We start from the raw sequence: 20,939 nt of genomic DNA on the forward strand, positions 1-20,939 counted from the left end.
CCGGGAGCCCTGCATGATTTTTCAACGACTGATCTGGGCGGCGCTGGCCGCCGCCTTGCTGGTGGGCAGTGTCCAGTCCGGGGTGCAGCAGTGGCAGGCGGTGCCGATTATTCTGGCCGCCGAGGTGTACGAAGGGCAGAAGGTCGAAGCACCGGCAGCGCCAGTAGCCGTGATGCCGCATGCCCACGCCGAAGGTGTGGCGCCAGAGCATGAACATGAACACGGCGCGGCCGAGGAATGGGCGCCGGCTGATGGCACCGAGCGGATTTTCTGGACCTGGACGGCCAATGTCCTGCATGCCTTCAGCATGGCGCTGCTGGTGTTTGCCGTCATGGGCGTCTGCCTGTGGCGCGGCGCGGCCGCCCCTTCCTTGCCGCTGGGCTTGCTGGTGGCCGCCGCTGGCTGGCTCAGCTTTCATTTCTGGCCTTCGCTGGGCCTGCATCCCGAGATTCCGGGCATGGATGCCGCCCGGCTGGGCTCGCGCCAGGGCTGGTGGGTGCTGGCCGCAGGCAGCGCGGCCCTGGCCTGCGCCTCGCTGGCGGGTTTGCGCAGTCCCTTGCGCTGGGCCGCTGCCACGGCGTGGCTGGCCTTGCCTTTTGTCGTCGGCGCGCCGCACATTACCGCCGACCCGCTGGCCGGTTTCAGCGGTCCGGCGCAGGCGCAGTTGCGCGAACTCGGCGCGCAGTTCATCTGGGCGACCACCTGGGTGTCGCTGTCGTTCTGGGCGTCCATGGGCTTCGTGTGCAGTGCGGCGTTCCAGCGCTGGCTGCGCCCGGTGCTGGTGGCAACTTTTGACGGCTCCAGGCCGCACGCATCAGCCGCAAGGGCGGTGAATCCATGAGCGGCCCGCAAGGCAAAATCATGCTGGTCGGCATTGGCCCCGGCAGCCACGAGCACATGACGCACCGCGCGCGCGCGGCGATTGCCGAGGCTGATGTGGTGGTCGGCTATGTCACCTACATCAAGCTGGTGGCCGACTTGCTCGAAGGCAAGGAAGTCATCCGCAAGGGCATGACCGAAGAACTCGACCGCGCCGTGCATGCGCTGGCCAGTGCCCGCGAAGGCAAGAAGGTTGCGCTGATCTCCAGCGGCGATGCCGGCGTGTACGGCATGGCCGGGCCGACCTACGAGGTGCTGTTCCAGGCCGGCTGGACGCCCGAGTCCGACGTAGCGGTCGAGGTCGTTCCTGGCGCCTCGGCCATCAACGCCTGCGCGGCGCTGGTCGGCGCGCCGCTGACGCACGATTTTTGCTCGATCTCGCTGTCCGACCTGCTCACGCCCTGGCCGGTGATTGCGCGCCGCCTGGACGCCGTGGCCGCCGCCGACTTCGTGGTGGCGCTGTACAACCCCAAGAGCGGCCGGCGCACCCAGCAGATCGTGCAGGCGCAGCAGCTGTTCCTGCGCCATCGCCGGCCCGACACGCCGGTGGCGGTGGTCAAGTCGGCCTATCGGCGGCGCGAGCGCATCGAGTTCACCACGCTGGACAAGATGAGCGAGTGCGACATCGGCATGCTGACGACGGTCCTGATCGGCAACAGCCACACCTTTGTGCGCCATGGCCTGATGGTCACGCCGCGCGGCTACGCCAACAAGTACGAACTCGACGGCGACAACAGCACGCGCGAAGGCGAGCGGCCCGGCCGTTCGCTGTCCACCGGCCTGATCGGCTGGATGGGAAACCTGCGCATCGACCACGGCGAAGGCGAAACGGTGGCCGCGCTGGCGCAGCGCCACCAGCTGCCGGCCGATTACATCGAGGCGGTGCTGGCCGCGCCGGTTGAAGACGAAGCCGTCAAACAGGAAGCCGTCAGCGCCGAGGAGTCCGAAGCATGAACGAGGTGGTCAAGCCCAAAATTGGCAGCTACAAGCGCCACCTGCTGGTCTGCATCGGACCGCGCTGCACGCAGGACGGCACCTCGCAGGACTTGTTCGACAGCCTGGGCGACAAGTTCAAGGCGGCTGGCCTGCACGACGGCGAGATGCGCGTCAAGCGCAGCCGCGTCAGCTGCTTTGCCGCCTGCAAGGGCGGGCCGGTGATGTGCGTGCAGCCCGACGGCACCTGGTACTACAACGTGACCAGCGCCAACATGGACCGCATCATCGTGCAGCATCTGGTCGGCGGCCAGCCCGTGGCTGATCTGGTGTTTCACCAGGGACCGGATGGCGGCCATGACGCTTGAAGCCGGGCCGGGCGGTGGTGGCGGCTTTGTTTCCATCGTCGGCGCCGGGCCGGGTCCGGCCGATTTGATGACGCTGCGCGCTCTGGACCGGCTTGGGCGCGCCGAGGTGGTGGTGCATGACCGCCTCATCACGTCCGAGGTGCTGGCGCTGATCCCGCAGGCCGCCCTGCGCGTGTACGTCGGCAAGGCGCTGGGCGATCATTCGGTGCCGCAGGACGGCATCCATGCCTTGCTGGTTGAACATGCGCGCCTGGGGCGGCGCGTGGTTCGGCTCAAGGGCGGCGACCCGTATGTGTTTGGGCGCGGGGGCGAGGAGGTGCAGGCCCTGCAGGCGGCGGCCATTGCCTTCGAGGTGGTGCCGGGGGTGACGGCGGCCAGCGGCTGCTCGGCGGCAGCGGGCATTCCCCTGACCCACCGCGACCTGGCGGGCAGTTGCGTGTTCCTGCCCGGCCATCTGGCCGACGACGAGGCCACGCACGACTGGCAGGCTTTGGCCCGTCCCGGCCAGACCCGGGTTTTTTACATGGGCGTGCAGCGCCTGGCGCAGATTGCCCATCAGCTGATCGCCCACGGACTGGCGCCCGACACCCCGGCCGCCATCGTGTACGACGGCGCTCGCACGACACAGACCGTCATCGCCACCGGACTGAGCGCTCTGGTGGCATGCGCTCCGGGCTATGGCCCCCAGCCCGGCTTGCTGATCATCGGCGAGACGGTGCGGCTCAGCCCTGATTTCAAACCCTTCCTCGATAAGTTCTAATTTCCCATGAACATTGAAACTCCCCCCACCGACAAGCCCTACGACAAGCCCGAGGGCGAACGCCGGGGCATCGTGATCGTCAACACCGGCGACGGCAAGGGCAAAAGCACCGCCGCCTTTGGCCTGGCCCTGCGCGCCCACGGCCGCCACCATGTGCATGGCAAGGCCGTGAAGATTTTCCAGTTCATGAAGGTGCCCAGCGCCCGCTTTGGCGAGCACCGCATGTTCGAGCAGCTGGGCATTGCGATTGAAGGGCTGGGCGACGGCTTCAGCTGGAAAAGCCAGGATCTCGAACACTCCGCTCAACTCGCCCGCAATGGCTGGGAAAAGGCCAAGGCCGAGATTTTGAGCGGCGAGAACTTCATGGTCGTGCTCGACGAGCTGACCTACCCGCTGATCTACGGCTGGCTGCCGCTGGGTGACGTGCTGCTGACGCTCAAGAGCCGCCCGAAGGATGTGCATGTCGTCATCACCGGCCGCCGCTGCCCGCCCGAGATCATCGAGTTGGCCGACACCGTGACCGAGATGACCAAGGTCAAGCATGCGTTCAATGCGGGCATTCCGGCCCAGCGCGGCATCGAAGACTGAGGGCGTGAACACGCCTTCCGACGCAAGCCACGCCTTCAGCCTGCCCGAGCGCGAGGCGGTGTACCGCGCCATCCATGAGCGCCGCGACATGCGCCACTTCAGCGGCGGCACGGTCGCCGACGACCTGCTGCAGCGCCTGCTGTCGGCCGCCCACCATGCGCCCAGCGTCGGCTTCATGCAGCCGTGGCGCTTCATCCGAATCCGCAGCCGGCCCTTGCGTGAAGGCGTGCATGCGCTGGTCGAGCAGGAACGGGTGCTGACCGCGCAGGCCCTGGGCGAGCGCGAAGCCGGGCGTGACAGCGAGTTTATGAAACTGAAAGTGCAGGGCGTGCTCGATGCCGCCGAGGTGCTGGTCGTGGCCCTGCCGCCGGGGCGCGAAGCCCATGTGTTTGGCCGCCGCACGCTGCCCGAGATGGATGTGGCGTCTGCCGCCTGCGCGATTCAAAACCTCTGGCTGGCCGCCCGTGCGGAGGGGCTGGGCATGGGCTGGGTGTCGATTTTTTGCCCGGTCAAGCTGGGCGAGCTGCTGAACATGCCCGAGGGAAGCAAGCCGATTGCCATCCTGTGCCTGGGGCCGGTCCACGCCTTTTACGACCAGCCCATGCTGCAGGCCGAAAAATGGGCGCGCCGCGCCGCGCTGGCCGACATGGTGTTTGAAGACCATTGGGGCCAGCCCGCCGTGGCGCCTGATCCGGCTTCGGATTTCTGACGTGGGGATGTCGCTGGCTCTGGCATTCACCATGCCCGTGGTGTTGCTGCTGGCCCTGTGGATTGACCGCCGCTGGGGCGAGCCGCCCGTGGCGATTCATCCCGTGGTCTGGATCGGGCATTACCTCAAGGCCTGCGGCCGTGTCACCGTGCGCTGCCCGCCGGCGCCGGCCTTTGTGCTGGGCGCGCTGGCCTGGATGGCGGGCGCTACGGCGGTTGGCGCGCTGGCCTGGGCGCTGCAGGCCTTGAGCTTCTGGCAGCTTGCCCGTTTCATGGCACGGCCCGGCATTGAAAACGGGCTGGCCGCTACCGTGCTGATCGCGCTGATGGCCTGGCTGCTCAAGTCCATGCTGTCCTGGCGCATGCTGGTTGACGAAGTGGGCGCGGTCGAGGCGGCGCTGCGGCAGTCGCTGCCCGCCGGGCGCGAGCGCCTGTCCTGGCTGGTCAGCCGCGAGACAGCCAGCCTGAGCGAAAGCCAGGTGCGCGAAAGCGTCATCGAAACCCTCGCTGAAAACCTCAACGACTCGGTGGTCGCGCCGATCTTCTGGTTCGTGCTGCTGGGCCTGCCGGGCGCGGCGGTGTACCGCTTCGCCAACACCGCCGATGCGATGTGGGGCTACCGGGGAAGCTACCGGGGCCAGCATTGGGAATGGGCCGGCAAATGGGCGGCGCGCGCCGACGATGCGCTGTCGTGGCTGCCCGCGCGGCTGACGGCCGGGCTGCTGATGAGCGTGACGCGGCAAGTCCAGTTCGGCGCATTGCGGCGTGAAGCGGCCCGGACTCCCTCGCCCAACAGCGGCTGGCCGATGGCGGCGATGGCGATGGCGCTCGGCGTCAGCCTGGGCAAGCCCGGTGTTTACACGCTGAACGCCACCGGGCGCGCGCCACGGGCCGGCGACGTGCCGCTGGCGCAAAAATATGCATCAAAAGTGGTGTTTGCGCTTGTCCCGTATGCGCTGATAGCTATTGTTTTAGTAGCATTGGTGATGTGATGGAGAATGCTTTTCCGCCGCAAGGCACGCGCATCCACGGCGGACCTGACCGCCACGGCGCGGCGCTGCATGACTTTTCCACCAACAGCAACGCCTGCGCGCCATGCCCAGCGGCGCTGCAAGCCGTCCGGCAGGCCGATGCCAGCCAGTACCCCGACGCCAGCTATACCGCCCTGCGCGGTCAGCTGGCCGATTTCCATGGCGTGGACGCGGCGCGCGTGGTGCTGGCCGGCAGCGCCAGCGAGTTCATTTTTCGCATCACCGCGCTGGCGGCGCAAACAGCAGGCGAGGGTAGCGCGGTAGGGCTGCCACCGCACAGCTACGGCGACTATGCGCAAGCCGCCCGCGCGCACCGGCTGACGCTGGCTAGCGAACCCGGACAAGCGCAACTGCTCTGGGCCTGCGAGCCGTCCAGCCCGCTAGGCGCCGCCCATGCGGGGCTGGGTGCAATGGCCGATGCATGCGCGGCCAAAGCCATGCTCGTGCTCGACCGCGCCTACGAACCCCTGCGGCTCAGCGGTTCGCCGTCACTGGGCAAAGCGCAGTTGCAAACCGTCTGGCAGCTCTGGACCCCCAACAAGGCGCTGGGCCTGACCGGCGTGCGCGCCGCCTACGCCATTGCGCCCGTGGGTGCGCAGGCGCAAGTCTTTCAACTCGACCAGCTCAGCGCGTCCTGGCCGGTCGGTGCGCATGGCGTGGCGCTGTTGCAGGCCTGGACCGAGCCCGGCGTGCAAGCCTGGCTGGCCGACAGCCTGAACACGCTGCGCGACTGGAAAGCGCGGCAAATCGCCCTGTGTGAATCTATGGGCTGGTTTTGCCTGGCCAGCGATGCGAATTTTTTCTGTGCGCGTCCCGCCTTGCCAGAAGGCTTGAGCCTGCAGCAAGCGCTGGACCAACTGCGCAGCCACGGCATCAAGCTGCGCGATACCGCCTCGTTCGGCTTGCCCGGCCATGTGCGGATCAGCGTGCAGCCGCCGCTGGCGCAGGATGCGCTGCGGGTTGCATGGCAAACTTGAGCTATCCATTTTTTAAGCGATCAAGATAGATGACTTCATTTCAAACTCCAGACTACCTGCGCCGCGAAGCCAGGTCAGAAAAAAACAAGCCAGTATCAAAATAAAGTAATCATGAATCTTGCCGAATTTCTCAAAGACACTTCCTGCAAGCTCACTCAATTCAAGCCAGCGCAAGTGGCCTGTCTGGCGCGTGAAGGCGCTTTGGCATGAGCCTTGAAAACGCCAAGAAAATCATCATCATCGCTGGCCCCAACGGCGCAGGAAAAACCACCTTTGCCCGCGAGTTCTTGCCGACTGACGAGGCTTGCTTGCAGTTCGTCAATGCCGATTTAATCGCTGCTGGCCTCTCGCCTTTTGCCCCCGAAACAGCAGCGCTGCAAGCCGGGCGCCTGATGCTGACGCAAATTGCGAATCACGTTGCGCATGGCCGCAGTTTTGCGCTGGAAACCACCTTGTCCGGTCTGGGCTATGCGCGCCAGATTCCTCAGTGGCGGGCAGCGGGCTACGCCGTTGCCCTGCATTTTTTGACCTTGCCAAACGCCGAAGTGGCCATTGAGCGCGTGGCGCAGCGCGTTCGCCAGGGCGGGCATAACATTCCTGAAACGGTGATACGCCGCTGCTTCACCTCGGGCCAGGCCAATTTGGCCCGCTACTGTGCTTTGGTCGATGTCTGGGATGTGTACGACAACAGCGGCCCAACTCCTGTCTTGATTAGCGAAGGAAATTTGTGATGACCTCGAACTCTTCAAACCCCACGCAAATTTTTGCCAGCCGAAAGCAAGTCACCGCCGCACTGGTGCGTGCTGCTGAGCGTGCGCGTGTCATCGCCGAGCAAACCGGCACCAAGCTGGTCGTGGTTCAGCCTCCGGCTGAAACTCCTTTGCCTCCCCTTATGAAATCGAAAGAAACCCCATGAGCTTGACCCTGTGACCGCCAAAGCCGTCATGGTGCTGGGCACCACCAGCAACGCCGGCAAGAGCTGGCTGACCACCGCGCTGTGCCGTTACTACGCCCGCCAGGGCTTGAGAGTCGCGCCCTACAAGTCGCAGAACATGAGCAACAACGCCCGCGTGGTGGCCGGCGGCGAGATCGGCAGCGCGCAGTATTTCCAGGCGCTCGCCGCCCGTGCGGTGCCTGATGTTCGCATGAACCCGCTGCTGCTCAAGCCCGAGAAAGACACCCAGAGCCAGGTCGTGCTGATGGGCCAGGTCAACGCCGAACTCTCGCGCATGGAATGGCGCGGGCGCAGCCTGTCGGTCTGGCCGGTGGTGGCGCAGGCGCTTGACGAGCTGCTGGCCGAGAACGACGTGGTGGTGATCGAAGGCGCCGGCTCGCCCGCCGAGATCAACCTCAAGTCCTGCGACATCGTCAACATGCGCGTTGCGCTGCATGCGAACGCGGCCTGCCTGCTGGTCACCGACATCGACCGGGGCGGCGCGTTTGCCCACCTCTACGGCACCTGGGCGATGCTGGACAAGGCCGAGCAAACCTTGATCCGGGGCTTCGTGCTCAACAAGTTCCGGGGCGACGCCAGCCTGCTGGCGCCCGGGCCGCAGATGCTGCAGGAGCTGACCGGCGTGCCGACAGTCGCCACGCTGCCGATGTGGTGGCAGCACGGCCTGCCCGAGGAAGACGGCGTTTTTGACGACCGCAGCACGGCTGCCGGCGCGGTGACCAAGACCGTCGCCGTCATCGCCTATCCGCGCATCAGCAACCTCGACGAATTCCAGCCGCTGAAGAATGTTCCCGGCGTGCGCCTGAAATGGGTGCGCAGCCCGGCCGAGCTGGCTGGCCTGGGGCTGGCCGACTGGATCATCCTGCCCGGCTCCAAGGCCACCAGCGCCGACCTGGCCTGGCTGCGCGCGCAGGGGCTGGACCAGGCGATTGCCGCGCACGCCGGCCGGGGCGGCGCGGTGCTGGGCATTTGCGGCGGCCTGCAGATGCTGGGCGAAGCGCTGATTGACCCGCACGGCATCGACGGCAACGGCCCCGGCCTGGGACTGCTGCCGGTGGTCACCGTGTTTGACGAAATCAAGACCGTGCAGCACCGGCAGGCTGCGTTTGCCAGCGTGGGCGGGCCGTGGGCCGGCTTGTCAGGTGTTGATGTGCAGGGCTACGAAATCCACCACGGCCAGACCGCGCAGCATTCGGCCATGGCGGCGGCGGGCGATGTGGCTTGCCCGGTCATGCCCGACGGCCTGGCCTGGCAAAACGCGGCCGGCAATGTGCTGGGCCTGTACCTGCACGGAATGTTTGAAGACCCGCGCGTGCTGCAGGCCCTGTTTGGCGCGGCCACGCCGACGCTGGAATCGGTGTTTGACGGGCTGGCGGACTACATCGGCCAGCATTTCGAGCCGGGCGTGCTGCAGTCGCTGATCGAGTGAGCCGCGCCGCGCAGCCCTACTGGGGCGCGCGTTTCAACGGGCCAAAGCAGGCCTTCAGCGATTCTTCCCGGCAGACAATCAACTGGTCCTTTTTCGGGCTGAACTGGATGAAGCGCGTGACCGGCTCACCAGGCGCCTCATGCAGGTCGCCGGAGCAGTCTTTTTTGCCATTGCCTTCGGTGACGGTTTCCGTCAGCCGGTAAAAGCCGAGCAGGCTGGGCATGGGCGAGACTTCGTAACGGCTTTGCGTGACTTCCTCGCCGCTGCTGCCTCGCCGTGTGCCGTTGCCCTGGTAGTGCAGGTTTTCAGTGCAGGCCTTGCCCGGCAGCGTCCAGGTCCAGCTTCCCACGACAGGATGCTGGACCGGGGCTGAAGGTGCGCCTGCCGACGGACCCGCCGCCTGGAGCGATGCAACACTGCACAGCAGCGTGAAGAAAAAGAAAAATTGACGCAAGGTTTAGCTCCTGTTGAGGGTGTTGAGGGTGTTGAGGTTTTTGAGGCTGTCCGGTGGACTACTCAAGCGCCTGGGGGTTTTTGTAATGCGCGCAAATCGCATCAATCAGCGACTGCGCATAGGCCGGAAGGGCTTCATGCTCCCGAACCAGGATGTAGCGCTCGCGCACGCTCCACGGCTCCAGCAACTCGATGAGCGCGAGTTGCATGCTGTCCTGGTTGCGCCGCGCCGCGCTCTCGGGAACGATGCCGACCCCCACGCCGGCGCCGATCATGCGGCACATGGCGTCAAAGCTGCTGAGCTGGATGCGCAGCTTGAGCGGCTTGCCCAGCTTTTCGGTCACCTGCATCAGAAAAGTCTGCAGGGTGCTGCCTTGCTGCATGGCCACGGCATCCTCGTCCAGCGTTTCGGCAAAGGAGATGCGCTGGCGTTCGGCGAAACGGTGCTGGCGTGAACTCACCAGCACCAGCCGGTCGGTGCTGAAGTGAATCGCCCGCAGGCCCAGCGTGTCCACCTGGCCGGCCACGATGCCGATGTCGGCGCGCCCGTCGAGCACGCCGCGCGCAATCTCGGCATTCGGTTTTTCCTGAAGGTCGATGTTCACGCGCGGGTTGTCCAGCAGAAATCCCGGCAGGATTTCGGGCAGAAAGTCCGTCACCGCCGTGGTGTTGGCAAACACCCGGACATGACCGCGCAGGCCGCCGCCGTACTCCTGCAGGTCCATGCGCAGCTGCTCGGTCTGCCGCAGCACGCCGCGCGCGTGGTGCAAAAAGGCTTCGCCGGGCGGGCTCAAGCGCATTCCGCGCGCTTCGCGGTAGAGCAGGGACAGCCCGGCTTGCGTTTCCAGTGCCTTGATGCGGGCGCTGGCCGCCGCCAGCGACAAATGCTGCCGGGCGGCAGCGCGGGTCAGGTTGCCTTCTTCGGCGGTGACGACGAAAAGGCGCAGGTCGGTCAGGTCGAAATGCATGCGGCAATGGTAGCGCGTTTGCACCAGCCTTCGGAAATTCAGAAGCCTTGGTCTTGAAATGAGTGATTGTTTAGAGCGCTGCAAAGCGTGATCATTCGCCCATCCAAGCTGAACCCCGACCATGATGACTGCAAACAAAACCGAAATAGAGCCCCGGACCCTCGACGCCGCCACCCTGGCCCATCTGCAGGGCTGGTCGGGCAAGTCGGAAACCCTGGTGGACGACATCACCGCCGCGCCGGTGCGCGGTCTGTCCGCCACGCTGGACCGCGATGATCCGGCCCCCAGGCTAGGCACGGCGCTGCCGCCGCTGTGGCACTGGCTGTATTTTTTGCCGCAGCATCGCCAAAGCGAGATCGGACCCGACGGCCATGCCCGGCGCGGTGGTTTCCTGCCGCCCGTGCCGCTGCCGCGCCGCATGTGGGCCGGCGGCCGGCTGCAATGGCTGCAGGCGAATCCCCTCGTGGTCGGCGATGCCGTCCAGCGCATCTCACGCATCGAGTCCGTCACGCACAAGGCCGGACGCACCGGCGACCTGCTGTTTGTGCTGGTCAAGCACGAAGTCCACAATGCCAGCGGCCTGGCGCTGACTGAGGAACACGACATCGTGTACCGCGCCGCCGCCCAGCCGGGCGACCCGGTGCCGCCGCCCGTGGCCGCGGAACAAGGCGCGGCCTGGCAGCGCAGCATCACGCCTGACGACGTACTGCTGTTTCGCTACTCCGCGCTGACCTTCAATGGCCACCGCATCCACTACGACCGCAAGTACGTCACCGAGGTGGAGGGCTATCCGGGCCTGATCGTTCACGGCCCGCTGATTGCCACGCTGCTGGTCGATCTGGTGCGCCGCCAGTCGCCCGGCGCCTTCATCAAAAGTTTCAACTTCAAGGCGGTGCGGCCGACGTTCGATTTGCATCCGTTCCGGCTCAACGGCCAGCCTTCGGCCGACGGCAAAACCGTCAAGCTCTGGGCCGAGGACCATGAAGGCTGGCTCACCATGCAGGCCACGGCCGAGCTGGCCTGACTCAAACATCCCCTACGGAAATCCCCATGATCAAAACCAAGACCGACCCCTACCAGGACATCCGCGATGCGGTGCGCGCGCTGTGCGCCGAGTTTCCCGATGAATACCACCGCAAGATCGACGAGGCCCGGGGCTACCCGGAAGCCTTTGTCGATGCGCTGACCCAGGCCGGCTGGCTGGCCGCCATGATCCCGCACGAGTACGGCGGCTCCGGCCTGGGCCTGACCGAGGCCTCGGTGGTCATGGAGGAGATCAACCGCAGCGGCGGCAATTCGGGCGCCTGTCACGGCCAGATGTACAACATGGGAACGCTGCTGCGCCATGGCTCCGAGGCGCAAAAAGAGCTGTACCTGCCAAAAATAGCCACGGGCGAGTGGCGCCTGCAGTCGATGGGCGTGACCGAGCCCAGCACCGGCACCGACACCACCAAGATCAAGACCACCGCCGTGAAAAAGGACGGCCGCTACGTCATCAACGGCCAGAAGGTCTGGATCTCGCGCGTGCAGCATTCGGACTGGATGATCCTGCTGGCGCGCACCACGCCGCTGGCCGAGGTGAAGAAAAAGAGCGAAGGCATGTCGATCTTCATGGTCGATCTGCGCCAGGCCGAAAAGTCCGGCATGACGGTGCGGCCGATTCCCAACATGGTCAACCACGAGACCAACGAGCTGTTCTTCGAGAACCTCGAAATCCCCGAGGAGAACCTGATCGGCCAGGAAGGCCAGGGCTTCAAGTACATCCTGGACGGGCTGAACGCCGAGCGCACCTTGATCGCCGCCGAGTGCATCGGCGACGGCTACTGGTTCATCGACCGCGTGACCAAGTACGTCAGCGAGCGCGTGGTCTTCGGCCGGCCCATCGGCCAGAACCAGGGCGTGCAGTTCCCGATTGCCGAGGCCTACATCGAGATCGAGGCCGCCAACCTGATGCGCTACCAGGCTTGCGAGCTGTTCGATGCGCGCCAGCCCTGCGGCGCCCAGGCCAACATGGCCAAGTACCTGGCGGCCAAGGCCAGTTGGGAAGCGGCCAATGCCTGCATCCAGTTCCACGGCGGCTTCGGCTTTGCCAATGAATACGACGTGGAGCGCAAGTTCCGCGAGACGCGCCTGTACCAGGTCGCGCCGATTTCGACCAATCTGATCCTGAGCTACGTAGCCGAGCATGAGCTGGGCCTGCCGCGCTCATTCTGAAAAACAAGGAAACCCCATGACACGACCGCTTGACGGCATCACCGTTGTTTCGCTCGAACATGCGATTGCCGCGCCGTTCTGCACCCGCCAGCTGGCCGACCTGGGCGCGCGCGTCATCAAGGTCGAGCGCCCCGGCGTAGGCGACTTCGCGCGCGCCTATGACAGCCGCGTCAAGGGCCAGGCCTCGCATTTCGTCTGGACCAACCGCTCCAAGGAAAGCCTGACGCTCGATCTCAAGCAGCCGGCGGCGCTGGCGGCGCTGAAAGACCTGCTGGGCCAGGCCGATGTGCTGGTGCAAAACCTCGCGCCCGGCGCGGCGGCGCGCATGGGGCTGTCGTTCGAGACGCTCAGCAAGCTGCATCCGAAGCTGATCGTCTGCGACATCTCGGGCTATGGCGAGGACGGACCCTACCGCGACAAGAAGGCTTACGACCTGCTGATCCAGAGCGAAGCGGGCATGCTGTCGATCACCGGCACGCCCGACGAACCCAGCAAGGCCGGCAATTCGATGGCCGACATTGCCGCTGGCATGTATGCCTACACCGGCATTTTGTCGGCGCTGCTGCTGCGCGGCAAGACCGGGCAGGGCAGCCACATCGACGTGTCGATGCTTGAATCGCTGGCCGAATGGATGGGCTACCCGCTGTATTACGCGTTCGAGGGCGCGCCGCCGCCGCCGCGCACGGCCGCATCGCACGCCAGCATCTACCCGTACGGGCCGTTCCAGGCCGGCGACGGCGGCACGGTCATGCTGGGCCTGCAGAACGAGCGCGAGTGGAAGTTTTTCTGCGAGGTGGTGCTCCAGGATGCGGCCCTGGCCAGCGATGCGCGCTTTGACAGCAATGCGAAACGCAATGAACACCGCGAGGCGCTCAAGGCCCTCATTCTGGCGACCTTTGCCAGCCTGAACACGGCCGAGGTCGTGGCGCGGCTGGACAAGGCGCAGATCGCCAACGCCCGCATGAACAGCATGGCCGAGGTCTGGGCGCACCCGCAGCTCAAGGCGCGTGAGCGCTGGCAGAGCGTGGACTCGCCGGCAGGCGCTATTCCAGCGCTGCTGCCGCCGGGGCGGAACAACGCGTTCGACTACCGCATGGACGCGATTCCGGCCGTCGGCGAGCACACCGAGGCCATCCTGCGCGAACTGGGCCAGGGCGATGACGAGATTGCCCGTCTGCGCGCGGCGGGCGCCATCTGACCGATGGCCGCGAAACCAGCCGGTCACTATCAAATCAATAGCTGCCTGCGCATGCCCATCAAGCGCAAGCAGCCAATTTGACGCATAAAAAGGACGATTTGCATGAATTCCACAACCCCGACGGCCCGGCTGGCCGCCTTTGCCGCCAGCCTGCGCTTCGACGACATTCCCGGGCCGGTGGTCCGCCGGGCCGAAGATTTGCTGGTGGACTGGTTCGGCTCGACCGTCGCCGGCCACGGCTCGCGTCCGGTCGCGAGCATCACGCGCTTTGCACAGGCCATGGGACCGCAGGCCGGCCCCAGCGAAGTGATCGTCAGCCGCGCCCGCACCAGCCCCTACCTGGCGGCCATGGCCAACGCGGCCGCCTCGCATGTGGCCGAACAGGACGATGTGCACAACGGCTCGGTGTTCCATCCGGCCACCGTCGTCTTCCCGGCCGCCGTGGCGACCGCGCAGGCGCTGGGCGCCAGCGGCCAGGAACTGCTCACCGCATCGGTCGTGGGCTACGAGGTCGGCATCCGCGTCGGTGAATTCCTCGGCCGTTCGCACTACAAGGTGTTCCACACGACCGGCACGGCCGGCACGCTGGCGGCGGCTGCGGCCGTGGGCCATCTGCTCGGGCTCGATGCGCGGCAGATGCAGCACGCCTTTGGCTCGGCCGGCACGCAATCGGCGGGGCTGTGGGAGTTTTTGCGCACCGCAGCCGATTCAAAACAACTGCACACCGCGCACGCGGCGGCGGCCGGGCTGATGTCGGCCTACCTCGCGCAGGACGGCTTTACCGGCGCGGCGCAGATTCTCGAAGGCCCGCAGGGCATGGCCGCCGGCATGTCGAGCGACGCCGATGTCGCCCGGCTCACCGACGGTTTGGGCACGCGCTGGGCCACGGCCGAAACGTCGTTCAAATTCCACGCGTCCTGCCGCCACACGCATCCGGCGGCCGATGCGCTGCTGCAGGTCATGCAGGCCCATGCGCTTAAACCAGAAGACCTGGCCCGCGTCGTCACGCAGGTGCACCAGGGCGCGATTGACGTGCTGGGTCCGGTGCTGCGGCCCGCCACGGTGCATCAATCCAAGTTCTCGATGGGCACGGTGCTGGCGCTGGTGGCGCGCTTCGGCCATGCCGGGCTGGCCGAATTCGACCAGCATTTCCTGGACGATGCCACGCAAAGCCTGGCAGGGCGCGTGAGCATGGAACTCGACGCCGAGGTCGATGCCGCCTACCCGCAGCGCTGGATCGGCAAGGTCACGGTGCACACCACGGACAGCCGCGTGCTGCACGGCCGGGTCGATGAGCCCAAGGGCGACCCCGGCAACACGCTGAGCCGCGCCGAGATCACCGCCAAGGCACTGCGGCTGGCCGCGTTCAGCGGCGGCGCGACGGCTGATGAAATGCAGGCGTCAGTCGATGCGCTGTGGCAGATCGCCGGCGTGCCGGTGGTCGGCTCCTTGTTGCGCCAACGTGAAGCGAGTCCAGCCCATGTCTGAAACCTCTGTGACCCTGGCGCTGGCTTCGGCGCGCTCGTTTTTGTTTGTGCCTGCCACCCGGCCCGAGCGCTTTGCCAAGGCGCTGGCATCCGGTGCCGACGCCGTCATCATCGACCTGGAAGACGCGGTGGCCCCGGCCGACAAGAGCGCCGCACGGCAGGCCCTGATGCAGGCGTTTGACGGCATTGATGCGGCCCAGCGCCATCGCCTGCTGGTGCGCATCAACGCCGCCGGCACGCCCTGGCATGCCGACGACCTGATTGCCCTGCGCGAGCTGGCCGCGCACGGACTGGGCGCGGCGATGGTGTCCAAGGCCGAATCGGCGGCTGTGCTGGCCGAGGTGGCGGCGCACACAGGCCCCTCCTGCGCGCTGCTGCCGCTGATCGAGTCGGTCGCCGGCCTCGATGCCCTTGACGCGCTGGCGGCCTGCCCGCGGGTAGCGCGCCTGGCCTTCGGCCACCTCGATTTCCAGGCCGATGCGGGCCTGGCCTGCGATGCGGCCGAGCTTGAACTGGTGCCGGTGCGCCTGGCGCTGGTGCTGGCCTCGCGCCGCGCCGGACTGTCCGCGCCGGTCGATGGCATTTCGCCCGGCACGCGGGACACGGCGCAGCTGAGCCTTGACGCGGCGCGCAGCCGGCGCGGCGGCTTTGGCGGCAAGCTGTGCATCCACCCGGCGCAGGCAGCGGCGGTGAATGCGGCGTTCTCGCCCGGCGCTGCCGAGATCGACTGGGCGCGGCGCGTGCAGGCGGCCTTTGAGGCGGCCGGCGGCGGCGTGTTCAGCCTCGATGGCCGCATGGTCGATGCGCCGGTATTGCTCCTGGCGCAGCGCACGCTGGCGCAGGCGGCGCTGCATGCGCTGATGTAGTTTTAACGATGCTGACGATGTATTAACCCAAGAAAGAGACAAGATGAAACTCAAACTCAAGACCGTGCTCATGACCTCGATGGTCGCGGCTGTGGCCGGCCTCGCGGCCTCCGCGTCGGCGCAGGCGCCGTTCCCCGACCGGCCGATCTCGCTGGTGGTGCCGTTCGCGGCCGGCGGCCCGACCGACGTGGTGGCGCGCATGATCGCCGTTCCCATGGGCAAGTCGCTGGGGCAGGCGGTGGTGGTCGAAAACGCGGTGGGCGCCGGCGGCACGATTGCCGCCACCAAGGTCGCGCGCGCCGCGCCCAACGGCTACACCCTGTTCATCCACCACATGGGCATGGCGACCGCGCCGGCGCTCTACAAAAAGCTGTCTTTCGATCCGCTGAAGGATTTCGAGTACATCGGCCAGGTCGTCGATGTGCCGATGACGCTGCTCGGGCGCAAGGACTTTCCGGCCAACAACCTGCAGGAGCTGAAGGCCTACATCAAGGCCAACCCGAACAAGGTGTCGCTGGCCAACGCCGGCCTGGGCGCGGTGTCGCACCTGTGCGGCCTGCTGTTCATGACCCAGCTGGGCGCCGAACTCAACACCATTCCCTACAAGGGAACCGGCCCGGCCATGAACGACCTGCTCGGCGGCCAGGTCGATTTGCTGTGCGACCAGACCACGCAGACCGTGCCGATGATCAAGGAGGGCCGCATCAAGGCCTTCGGCGTGACCACGCTCAAGCGCCTGTCGGCCCTGCCCAATGTGCCCACGCTCGACGAGCAGGGCATGAAAGGTTTTGAAGTGAAGGTCTGGCACGGCATGTATGCGCCCAAGGGAACGCCCAAGCCGGTGCTCGACAAGATCACCGCCGCGCTGCAGGCCGCCATGCAGGACCCGATGGTCAGGCAGCGCCTGGCGGACCTGAGTTCCGAGCCGGCGCCCATGGACAAGATCAATGCCAGCGGCCTGAAGACCCACCTCGAAGCCGAAATCGCCAAGTGGGGGCCGGTGATCAAGAAGGCCGGCATTTACGCGGATTGAGCATGTTTTGTCCTGATTAGCTACCTGCCTCAGACAGTAAAAACCGTCATTCCCGCGAAGGCGGGAATCCAGCAACGCGGGTGGAACGCTTCAACGAGTCTGGATTCCCGCCTTCGCGGGAATGACACGGGGAATGAGTGTTGCCGCTGCATCCGGCCATGGCGTTCACCGCTACTTCGTGAAGCTGTCCAGCGCTGCCCGGCCGATGGCCGGGTCGTCGGTGAAAAAACCGTCAATGCCCGCCCGCAGGTAGGCGCTGATTTCGGCCGCCAGGTCGCCGCGCTCGCTCGGCGATGCGGCGCTGCCTCGGCGCAGGTCTGCGGGCAGGAAGGGGTTTTCGGGCCGGAAGGTGTAGGGATGCACGACCAGGCCGGCCGCATGCGCGTCAGTCACGAGTGAAGTCGGCGTGCCCAGCCTGTTTTGCGCATTGCGCGGAATCACCATGGCTTTGTCAGGCCCGATGCCGTTGGCATAGGCGGCGACCTCGCGCAACCCGCTAGCGCTGCTGATGTCGGCATAGGTGCGCGCGTCACCCGCCAGCCGGAAGTCCTCGGGCTGGCCGCTGGCCGACAGCAATTGCACGATGCGCACATCGGTCAACTGGCGGATTTCCTTCAAATTGGCGACTTCAAACGACTGGATGAACACCGGTGCCGACTGGCCGCGATAGCCGTTGGCGTCCAGCGCATCGACCAGCCGTTGTTCGAGCGGCAGCCCGATGGACTTGAAATGGCTGGGGTGCTTGGTTTCCGGGTAGATCGCAATCGTGCGGCCAGTTTCGCGCGTCTTGGCCTTCGCCAGGTCCATCACGGCCTGGAAGGTCGGCACCAGGAACTGGCCGTCGAATGCGGTGTTGGCCGGGCGGTTGGCGGGAATGCGTTCCCGGGCGCGCAGCGTTTGCAACTCGGCCAGCGTGAAGTCTTCGGTGAACCAGCCGGTGGTGCTGACGTTGTCGATTAGCTTGGTGGTCTTGCGCGCGGCAAACTCCGGCTTGCTGGCCACATTGGTGGTGCCGGAAATCTCGTTTTCATGGCGTGCCACCAATACCCCGTCCTTGGTGCTGACCAGGTCGGGTTCAATGACATTGGCGCCGTCTTCAATCGCCCTGGCATAGGATTCGAGCGTGTGTTCCGGCCGCAGGGCGCTGGCGCCCCGGTGGCCAATCACCAGCCGGGCTGGCAGCGGCGTCAAGGCCGCAAAAGCGTTGTCGCCGGCGCATGCGGGCAAACTGGCGCAGGCGATGGCCGCTGCGATGATGGAAAGATGCGATTTCATGGGTTCCCCGGGCTGGTTGATCGGTCTGCCCAGCGTAGGATGCCACGGTGACAGCGGCATGTCAGCCGTTTTGCTGATATTCAGGCGCTGGCCGAGTCGCCCTGCAGCCTGGTCTTGAAGAAAGCCAGCGTGCGCTCCCAGGCCAGTTTGGCGGCTGCCGCGTCATAGCGCGGCGTGGTGTCGTTGTTGAAGCCGTGCTGCGTGCCCGGGTACTGGTACACCGCGTACTTCACACCCGCCGCCTTCAGCGCGGCTTCATAGGCCGGCCAGGCGGCGTTGATGCGCTCGTCCACGGCGGCCTGCTGCACCAGCAGGGGCGCCTTGACCTTGGCCGCTTCTGCGGGCGATGGCGTGTTGCCGTAAAAGGGAACACCCGCATTCAGGCCGGGCAGGCGCGTGGCCAGCAGATGCACGATGCCGCCGCCGTAGCAAAAGCCCACCGCGCCGAGCTTGCCGGTGGCATCGCCGCGGGTTTTGAGCCACTGGGCCGCCGCCACGAAATCTTCCAGCGCCTTGGCCTGGTCCAGGGTGGCAAAGGCCGTGCGGGCCTTTTCTTCGTCGCCGGGGTAGCCGCCCAGCGGCGTCAGCGCATCGGGCGCAAAGGCCATGAAGCCGTCCAGCGCCAGGCGGCGCACGATGTCTTCGATGTGCGGGTTCAGGCCCCGGTTTTCGTGAATCACCAGCACCGCCGGCAGCCTGGCCGAGCCCGCGCTGGCCGGGCGCGCCAGGTAGCCGCTGACGCTGCCGGTGCCGGCGGGCGAGGGATAGCTGAGACGTTCGGTCTTCAGCCGCGCGTCATCCTTGGGAACCTGCTGGCCGGCGGCAAAGTCGGGGCTCAGCGCGGCCAGCAGGCCGGCGGCGGTCAGGCCGGCCCTGGCGAACTTTTGCGCCTGGGCCAGAAAACCGCGCCGGTCCAGGCTGCCGTGGACATAGGCATCGAAAAGGATCAGCAGTTCCTGGTCGAAGTCTTGAGCGGTCAGGCGTGGCGGCATGGAGCGTTCCCTTTTTTAAAAACTGCAGCATACGCCGCCGGCCAGCATCGCGCCGGCCCTGCGGGCGCAAAACCCTGGAAGGAATGCAGGCGAAATGTAAGCCGGGCGCGGTAGCATCGCGCCTTTATTCAAGAGTTCAAGAGGCCCTTCATGCGCCAGCGCGCCAGCGAATCACAACCCTCGGTTGCCCTGTATTGGGATTTTGAAAACCTGCATGCCAGCCTGTGCGAGGCGCGGCAGGAGGGCGCCTACAGCAAGCAGGACAACCGCTTTCGGGTGCAGGAGCCGCTGATCGACATTCAGGCGGTGGTCGAGCTGGCCGCGTCGTTCGGGCCGATTGCCATCAACCGGGCTTACTGCAACTGGCAGTATTTCAGCCGCTACCGCGATGCGCTGCTGCAATGCGCGGTCGAGCTGATCCAGCTGTTCCCGCCGGGCGGATCGGCCAAGAACGGCGCCGACATCAAGCTGTGCCTGGACGCCATGGAGGACATGGGCCGCTTTGGCCACATCGGCACCATCATCATCGTGGGTGGCGACAGCGACTTCATGCCGGTGTCGCAAAAGGTCAAGGCGGCCGGCCGCAGCCTGATCGGCATCGGCGCCCGAAAATCGACCAACCGCCACTGGGCCAAGAGCTGCCACGAGTTTCGCTACTACGAGAACCTGGTCGAAAGTCAGCCGCAAGCGCCTGCGCTCCAGCCCGCGCAGCCGCTGCAGGATGACGCTGCGGCGGACATCTTCAGGCGCGCGATTCGCCTGCTTGCCGAAACCCAGGGCGATGCGTGGGTCAGCCAGGCGGCCCTCTGGCAGATGATCAAGCGGCTGGATTCGACCTTTGACCCGAAGGAGCACGGACACGCCAGTTTCCTGGCCATGCGCCAGGCCTTCGATGCGCTGGTGGAAGTCCGGCAAGGCGACGACGCGGAGCCCATGCTTCGGCTGCGCTGACGCCTGTCGGTTTCAATGCTATCGAAAATATAGCTGCTACCGCCCGTACAACATGCGCTAGAGGCTGATTCGGCTGTTGCCCGGAGGCCAGGCGCTGAACGGGAAGGGCAGCGCCTCGCTGCCGAAGCTTTCAAACTCGGCGATTTGCGCCAGGTAGCGGCCCAGGCTGCGGCCCAGTTCCTGCAGGCGCGCATTGGATGCGCTGGTGGCGGCCAATATCAGTTGCAGGACGGCGACAAACAGCAGCACCGATGCAGCGAGTTGAAAGGCCGCTGCCAGCAAAATCATCAAGAGCGCCCGAACCCACAGCTTGCGCGGCGGGGGAAGCTTGAGCATTTCATCATTCATCGCTGCCTCCCTGGCGCACGACCAGCACCGGCACCGGCGCGGCAGCCAGCACCTTGGAGGCCACGCTGCCGACCACGAAGCGCGCCAGGCCGGTGCGGCCGTGCGACCCCATGACGATGAGGTTGGCGCCTTCGTCCCGGGCGGTTTGCACAATGCCTTCCGAGGCGCTCAGGTCTTCCACAATGCGCGTTTGCAGCGCCACCGGCGCGCCGCCCTGGCTGCACAGTTCGGCCACTTTGGCATGCGCTTGCGTTGCATGTTCGCGGGCTGCGGCCATGTAGGACTGAAAACCCAGCGGATTGGTTTCGCTGATGCCCAGGTAGGGATACGGATCGACCACATACAGCGCCGTCAGCCGGGCGCCATGGATGCGCGCCATGTCCACGGCCATTTGCGCTGCGTGTTGGGAAGCGGCGGAGCCGTCGGTGGCCAGGAGGATGTGCTTGAACATGGCTGCTTGTCTTTCGGTTTCAGGAAATAGGATGGAGCCGTTCTTATCTTCGGCCTGGCGCCGGTTCGCGGTGTT

24 protein-coding genes are annotated in these 20,939 nt (G+C 66.1%); 18 read left to right on the forward strand and 6 right to left on the reverse strand.

The genetic code is table 11. The features are described from left to right. Window positions 1-13: 13 nt before the first annotated feature. The 11 genes from ABLV49_RS09660 (at window position 14) to ABLV49_RS09710 (ending at window position 8,628) form a co-directional block, all read left to right on the forward strand. Complete coding sequence (locus ABLV49_RS09660; protein ID WP_349281368.1) at window positions 14-841, forward strand: CbtA family protein; 828 nt, start codon at window positions 14-16, stop codon at window positions 839-841. Continuing rightward, window positions 838-1,833 (forward strand): precorrin-3B C(17)-methyltransferase, encoded by a 996-nt coding sequence (cobJ, locus tag ABLV49_RS09665; protein ID WP_349281369.1) that lies wholly within the window; start codon window positions 838-840, stop codon window positions 1,831-1,833. Before ABLV49_RS09660 ends, cobJ begins: the two co-directional genes overlap by 4 nt. Beyond that, window positions 1,830-2,180, forward strand: coding sequence for a (2Fe-2S) ferredoxin domain-containing protein (locus tag ABLV49_RS09670; protein ID WP_349281370.1), 351 nt, complete (start codon window positions 1,830-1,832; stop codon window positions 2,178-2,180). Before cobJ ends, ABLV49_RS09670 begins: the two co-directional genes overlap by 4 nt. After that, window positions 2,170-2,940 (forward strand): uroporphyrinogen-III C-methyltransferase, encoded by a 771-nt coding sequence (gene cobA, locus ABLV49_RS09675; RefSeq protein ID WP_349281371.1) that lies wholly within the window; start codon window positions 2,170-2,172, stop codon window positions 2,938-2,940. Before ABLV49_RS09670 ends, cobA begins: the two co-directional genes overlap by 11 nt. A 6-nt stretch (window positions 2,941-2,946) precedes the next feature. Beyond that, window positions 2,947-3,528 carry a cob(I)yrinic acid a,c-diamide adenosyltransferase gene (cobO, locus tag ABLV49_RS09680; RefSeq protein WP_349281372.1) on the forward strand — a complete coding sequence of 194 codons (582 nt, stop codon included), beginning with the start codon at window positions 2,947-2,949 and terminating at the stop codon, window positions 3,526-3,528. Continuing rightward, window positions 3,491-4,237, forward strand: coding sequence for a 5,6-dimethylbenzimidazole synthase (gene bluB / locus ABLV49_RS09685; RefSeq protein ID WP_415838011.1), 747 nt, complete (start codon window positions 3,491-3,493; stop codon window positions 4,235-4,237). Before cobO ends, bluB begins: the two co-directional genes overlap by 38 nt. 7 nt (window positions 4,238-4,244) lie before the next feature. Beyond that, window positions 4,245-5,228, forward strand: coding sequence for an adenosylcobinamide-phosphate synthase CbiB (gene cbiB, locus ABLV49_RS09690; protein WP_349281674.1), 984 nt, complete (start codon window positions 4,245-4,247; stop codon window positions 5,226-5,228). Continuing rightward, window positions 5,228-6,244, forward strand: a complete 1,017-nt coding sequence (locus tag ABLV49_RS09695) for an aminotransferase class I/II-fold pyridoxal phosphate-dependent enzyme (protein ID WP_349281374.1) — start codon at window positions 5,228-5,230, stop codon at window positions 6,242-6,244. The genes cbiB and ABLV49_RS09695 overlap by 1 nt, the downstream gene beginning before the upstream one ends. Before the next feature lie 206 nt (window positions 6,245-6,450). After that, the gene (locus ABLV49_RS09700) at window positions 6,451-6,975 is read left to right on the forward strand and encodes a zeta toxin family protein (protein ID WP_349281375.1); all 525 of its coding nucleotides are present in this window, start codon (window positions 6,451-6,453) and stop codon (window positions 6,973-6,975) included. Beyond that, window positions 6,975-7,160, forward strand: coding sequence for a hypothetical protein (locus tag ABLV49_RS09705; RefSeq protein WP_349281376.1), 186 nt, complete (start codon window positions 6,975-6,977; stop codon window positions 7,158-7,160). Before ABLV49_RS09700 ends, ABLV49_RS09705 begins: the two co-directional genes overlap by 1 nt. Before the next feature lie 10 nt (window positions 7,161-7,170). Then, window positions 7,171-8,628, forward strand: coding sequence for a cobyric acid synthase (locus ABLV49_RS09710; protein WP_349281377.1), 1,458 nt, complete (start codon window positions 7,171-7,173; stop codon window positions 8,626-8,628). A 16-nt stretch (window positions 8,629-8,644) separates the two neighbouring features. On the opposite strand, the gene ABLV49_RS09715 is transcribed toward ABLV49_RS09710, so the two are convergent. Next, complete coding sequence (locus tag ABLV49_RS09715) at window positions 8,645-9,082, reverse strand: hypothetical protein (protein ID WP_349281378.1); 438 nt, start codon at window positions 9,080-9,082, stop codon at window positions 8,645-8,647. Window positions 9,083-9,140: 58 nt separating this feature from the next. Continuing rightward, complete coding sequence (locus ABLV49_RS09720) at window positions 9,141-10,049, reverse strand: LysR family transcriptional regulator (RefSeq protein WP_349281379.1); 909 nt, start codon at window positions 10,047-10,049, stop codon at window positions 9,141-9,143. Between the two features lie 121 nt (window positions 10,050-10,170). Here ABLV49_RS09720 and ABLV49_RS09725 point away from each other — a divergent pair, with 121 nt between their 5' ends. From ABLV49_RS09725 to ABLV49_RS09750, 6 genes are all read left to right on the forward strand, one after another. Beyond that, complete coding sequence (locus ABLV49_RS09725) at window positions 10,171-11,073, forward strand: FAS1-like dehydratase domain-containing protein (RefSeq protein ID WP_349281380.1); 903 nt, start codon at window positions 10,171-10,173, stop codon at window positions 11,071-11,073. A gap of 26 nt (window positions 11,074-11,099) precedes the next feature. Then, window positions 11,100-12,263 (forward strand): acyl-CoA dehydrogenase family protein, encoded by a 1,164-nt coding sequence (locus ABLV49_RS09730; protein WP_349281381.1) that lies wholly within the window; start codon window positions 11,100-11,102, stop codon window positions 12,261-12,263. 16 nt (window positions 12,264-12,279) lie between these two features. Continuing rightward, window positions 12,280-13,461 carry a CaiB/BaiF CoA transferase family protein gene (locus ABLV49_RS09735; protein ID WP_349281382.1) on the forward strand — a complete coding sequence of 394 codons (1,182 nt, stop codon included), beginning with the start codon at window positions 12,280-12,282 and terminating at the stop codon, window positions 13,459-13,461. 102 nt (window positions 13,462-13,563) lie between these two features. Further along, the gene (locus ABLV49_RS09740; RefSeq protein ID WP_349281383.1) at window positions 13,564-14,949 is read left to right on the forward strand and encodes an MmgE/PrpD family protein; all 1,386 of its coding nucleotides are present in this window, start codon (window positions 13,564-13,566) and stop codon (window positions 14,947-14,949) included. Further along, window positions 14,942-15,814, forward strand: a complete 873-nt coding sequence (locus ABLV49_RS09745; protein WP_349281384.1) for an HpcH/HpaI aldolase/citrate lyase family protein — start codon at window positions 14,942-14,944, stop codon at window positions 15,812-15,814. The genes ABLV49_RS09740 and ABLV49_RS09745 overlap by 8 nt, the downstream gene beginning before the upstream one ends. Window positions 15,815-15,893: 79 nt before the next feature. Continuing rightward, entirely contained in the window at window positions 15,894-16,847 is a 954-nt protein-coding gene (locus tag ABLV49_RS09750; protein WP_415838010.1) for a tripartite tricarboxylate transporter substrate binding protein BugD, read from the forward strand. 171 nt (window positions 16,848-17,018) lie between these two features. On the opposite strand, the gene ABLV49_RS09755 is transcribed toward ABLV49_RS09750, so the two are convergent. Then, window positions 17,019-18,122, reverse strand: a complete 1,104-nt coding sequence (locus ABLV49_RS09755) for a glycerophosphodiester phosphodiesterase (RefSeq protein ID WP_349281386.1) — start codon at window positions 18,120-18,122, stop codon at window positions 17,019-17,021. Window positions 18,123-18,202: 80 nt separating this feature from the next. Then, the gene (locus tag ABLV49_RS09760; RefSeq protein WP_349281387.1) at window positions 18,203-19,114 is read right to left on the reverse strand and encodes a dienelactone hydrolase family protein; all 912 of its coding nucleotides are present in this window, start codon (window positions 19,112-19,114) and stop codon (window positions 18,203-18,205) included. Between the two features lie 150 nt (window positions 19,115-19,264). Between ABLV49_RS09760 and ABLV49_RS09765 the strand changes: the two genes are divergently transcribed. Continuing rightward, entirely contained in the window at window positions 19,265-20,065 is an 801-nt protein-coding gene (locus ABLV49_RS09765) for an NYN domain-containing protein (RefSeq protein WP_349281388.1), read from the forward strand. A 57-nt stretch (window positions 20,066-20,122) separates the two neighbouring features. Here ABLV49_RS09765 and ABLV49_RS09770 read toward each other — a convergent pair whose 3' ends face one another. Together ABLV49_RS09770 and ABLV49_RS09775 are read right to left on the reverse strand one after the other, a co-directional pair. Beyond that, entirely contained in the window at window positions 20,123-20,413 is a 291-nt protein-coding gene (locus tag ABLV49_RS09770; protein ID WP_349281389.1) for a DUF4389 domain-containing protein, read from the reverse strand. Further along, window positions 20,406-20,864 (reverse strand): universal stress protein, encoded by a 459-nt coding sequence (locus ABLV49_RS09775; RefSeq protein WP_349281390.1) that lies wholly within the window; start codon window positions 20,862-20,864, stop codon window positions 20,406-20,408. Before ABLV49_RS09775 ends, ABLV49_RS09770 begins: the two co-directional genes overlap by 8 nt. Window positions 20,865-20,939 lie beyond the last annotated feature (75 nt).

Origin of the sequence: Polaromonas hydrogenivorans, assembly GCF_040105105.1 — a bacterium.
Classification (GTDB): domain Bacteria; phylum Pseudomonadota; class Gammaproteobacteria; order Burkholderiales; family Burkholderiaceae_C; genus Polaromonas; species Polaromonas hydrogenivorans.

Excerpts from the sequence above, each read along its gene's own strand:
- ABLV49_RS09660 (WP_349281368.1), top strand. The coding sequence starts at position 14 with ATGATTTTTCAACGACTGATCTGGGCGGCGCTGGCCGCCGCCTTGCTG.
- cobJ (WP_349281369.1), top strand. The coding sequence starts at position 838 with ATGAGCGGCCCGCAAGGCAAAATCATGCTGGTCGGCATTGGCCCCGGC.
- ABLV49_RS09670 (WP_349281370.1), top strand. The coding sequence starts at position 1,830 with ATGAACGAGGTGGTCAAGCCCAAAATTGGCAGCTACAAGCGCCACCTG.
- cobA (WP_349281371.1), top strand. The coding sequence starts at position 2,170 with ATGACGCTTGAAGCCGGGCCGGGCGGTGGTGGCGGCTTTGTTTCCATC.
- cobO (WP_349281372.1), top strand. The coding sequence starts at position 2,947 with ATGAACATTGAAACTCCCCCCACCGACAAGCCCTACGACAAGCCCGAG.
- bluB (WP_415838011.1), top strand. The coding sequence starts at position 3,491 with ATGCGGGCATTCCGGCCCAGCGCGGCATCGAAGACTGAGGGCGTGAAC.
- cbiB (WP_349281674.1), top strand. The coding sequence starts at position 4,245 with ATGTCGCTGGCTCTGGCATTCACCATGCCCGTGGTGTTGCTGCTGGCC.
- ABLV49_RS09695 (WP_349281374.1), top strand. The coding sequence starts at position 5,228 with ATGGAGAATGCTTTTCCGCCGCAAGGCACGCGCATCCACGGCGGACCT.
- ABLV49_RS09700 (WP_349281375.1), top strand. The coding sequence starts at position 6,451 with ATGAGCCTTGAAAACGCCAAGAAAATCATCATCATCGCTGGCCCCAAC.
- ABLV49_RS09705 (WP_349281376.1), top strand. The coding sequence starts at position 6,975 with ATGACCTCGAACTCTTCAAACCCCACGCAAATTTTTGCCAGCCGAAAG.
- ABLV49_RS09720 (WP_349281379.1), bottom strand. The coding sequence starts at position 10,049 with ATGCATTTCGACCTGACCGACCTGCGCCTTTTCGTCGTCACCGCCGAA.
- ABLV49_RS09725 (WP_349281380.1), top strand. The coding sequence starts at position 10,171 with ATGATGACTGCAAACAAAACCGAAATAGAGCCCCGGACCCTCGACGCC.
- ABLV49_RS09730 (WP_349281381.1), top strand. The coding sequence starts at position 11,100 with ATGATCAAAACCAAGACCGACCCCTACCAGGACATCCGCGATGCGGTG.
- ABLV49_RS09735 (WP_349281382.1), top strand. The coding sequence starts at position 12,280 with ATGACACGACCGCTTGACGGCATCACCGTTGTTTCGCTCGAACATGCG.
- ABLV49_RS09740 (WP_349281383.1), top strand. The coding sequence starts at position 13,564 with ATGAATTCCACAACCCCGACGGCCCGGCTGGCCGCCTTTGCCGCCAGC.
- ABLV49_RS09745 (WP_349281384.1), top strand. The coding sequence starts at position 14,942 with ATGTCTGAAACCTCTGTGACCCTGGCGCTGGCTTCGGCGCGCTCGTTT.
- ABLV49_RS09750 (WP_415838010.1), top strand. The coding sequence starts at position 15,894 with ATGGTCGCGGCTGTGGCCGGCCTCGCGGCCTCCGCGTCGGCGCAGGCG.
- ABLV49_RS09755 (WP_349281386.1), bottom strand. The coding sequence starts at position 18,122 with ATGAAATCGCATCTTTCCATCATCGCAGCGGCCATCGCCTGCGCCAGT.
- ABLV49_RS09760 (WP_349281387.1), bottom strand. The coding sequence starts at position 19,114 with ATGCCGCCACGCCTGACCGCTCAAGACTTCGACCAGGAACTGCTGATC.
- ABLV49_RS09765 (WP_349281388.1), top strand. The coding sequence starts at position 19,265 with ATGCGCCAGCGCGCCAGCGAATCACAACCCTCGGTTGCCCTGTATTGG.
- ABLV49_RS09770 (WP_349281389.1), bottom strand. The coding sequence starts at position 20,413 with ATGAATGATGAAATGCTCAAGCTTCCCCCGCCGCGCAAGCTGTGGGTT.
- ABLV49_RS09775 (WP_349281390.1), bottom strand. The coding sequence starts at position 20,864 with ATGTTCAAGCACATCCTCCTGGCCACCGACGGCTCCGCCGCTTCCCAA.